The 1,511-nt window shown below is 31.2% G+C and carries 2 protein-coding genes; both read right to left on the bottom strand.

The window, feature by feature from the left end; all coding sequences use genetic code 11:
- Positions 1-338 precede the first annotated feature (338 nt).
- On the bottom strand, positions 339-521 hold the full coding sequence (locus tag ACZ3IG_RS36160) for a hypothetical protein (RefSeq protein ID WP_467437480.1): 183 nt from the start codon (positions 519-521) through the stop codon (positions 339-341).
- 339 nt (positions 522-860) lie between these two features.
- The gene (locus tag ACZ3IG_RS36155) at positions 861-1,262 is read right to left on the bottom strand and encodes a CNNM domain-containing protein (protein WP_328590392.1); all 402 of its coding nucleotides are present in this window, start codon (positions 1,260-1,262) and stop codon (positions 861-863) included.
- Between the last annotated feature and the right edge of the window lie 249 nt (positions 1,263-1,511).

Below are 1,511 nucleotides of genomic sequence, written 5' to 3'. Positions count from 1 at the left end.
CACTCCGGAAAGGTGTTAGTCAGCGATGGATTGTTCTCTTTTTATAATTAACAGATTATATATATGCAAACAACTTGCATATATAGTGGCAGTTTCACCTTCCACATCATTATCTTCGTCCTTTTAGGGATTTAGTGAAGTAGTACTGTAAATATTATCGAAGCCTGTTTAGAATAGTTTTTGTGATTTTTTCACTTCATCTATCATGACCTGATTATCACATTTGAGCCCTATTGAGGAAGTCACTCGTAAGTGAATTTTTTCTAGCGTATTTTATAATTCTTTTATAACTATTAGATGAACTCTTCTTTATTAAGAAGGGATTAGGCAATTATTCTCTATAAATACAAACGCTCGAAAGCCTCGAGTACTACCTTTTTTAGGATAGAATCATCGCGAATTAACTCATTAAGTGATAAGTCACCTGTCCGTAATTTCCGACTTATCTTATTAATATATCTCTCATCAAACTCAACAAGTCTACCCTCTAAGTACATACACTGTAATTCATCTGCAATCATTTTTTCTTTCTTCAAGATTATCACCTCATATGAAAGAATAGTCGCTTTAGTGAAAACCAATAGTTGTTTATCCTGCATTTTATGAAAAAATTCCACTAGTGTGCCAGTACTATCCAAATATAAAAAGAATATTTCAATTATTTTTCAACATAAAAACTTTTGTAAATCTATACAAAAAGAAAAAGGAGCAGTTCAAAGAAGCTAGGAAGACGGTGAATAAAAGTATCCATAGTTGGTGCGTTTCCAGCTAAAATACTGTTAACATCTCTCTTGTATTAATGAAACCTATAAATTTATAGTAATTTGATCTTTAGTTACTGGAAATCTATTGAAATTTATCTAATCTGATACAACTTCCACAATCGTCATCTTTTTTTCAAGAGATACAATCTTTTCTTTTGGAATCATAATGTCATTTTTATAAGCATCATATACAAAAATGTTTTCAAGAAACTCTAATTCCGTTTGATTAATCTTCTTTTCATAACTTTGAGTAACAATCAGTTTAATTTCTTCTTCTGAGTCAACTGTCTCATGTCTAGCAGGTTTAACTCCAAAAATACGAATAAGAAGACGAGAAGAACCATTTAACAAAGTTATAAAAGGGTTTGTTACTTTTCCAAACCAATATAGTGATGGAGACAATGCTAATGTCATTCTTTCTGAGAATTTAATGGTTAATGTTTTATGTGCCAGTTCCCTAAGAAAAACGTGTAAAAATTCTACAATGGCTAGAAGCAATTATATAAGAAAGAATAGTAGATATAGCTTCTGACACATTGAATCTTTCAAATACGGGATGTAACATCTTTTCCATTGTAGGTTCACCTAATGCTGAAAGTATTTGAGCAGTAATGGTAATACCTAACTAAACATGCTGAAAGGTAAAAGTCTAGAGTTTGTGCAACCTTTTTCGCAATAATCGCCTTTTATTTCCTTCAGTTATTAGTTGATCAATCCGAGACATCCTTACCTTCAATATTGCACTTT

This window comes from Streptomyces sp. NPDC016677, from assembly GCF_055562815.1.
Note: the sequence above shows the minus strand (reverse complement) of the source record. Positions and strands in the feature narration are given on the sequence as shown.

Coding starts and splice junctions, on each gene's coding strand:
- ACZ3IG_RS36160 (WP_467437480.1), bottom strand. CDS start 521: ATGATTGCAGATGAATTACAGTGTATGTACTTAGAGGGTAGACTTGTT.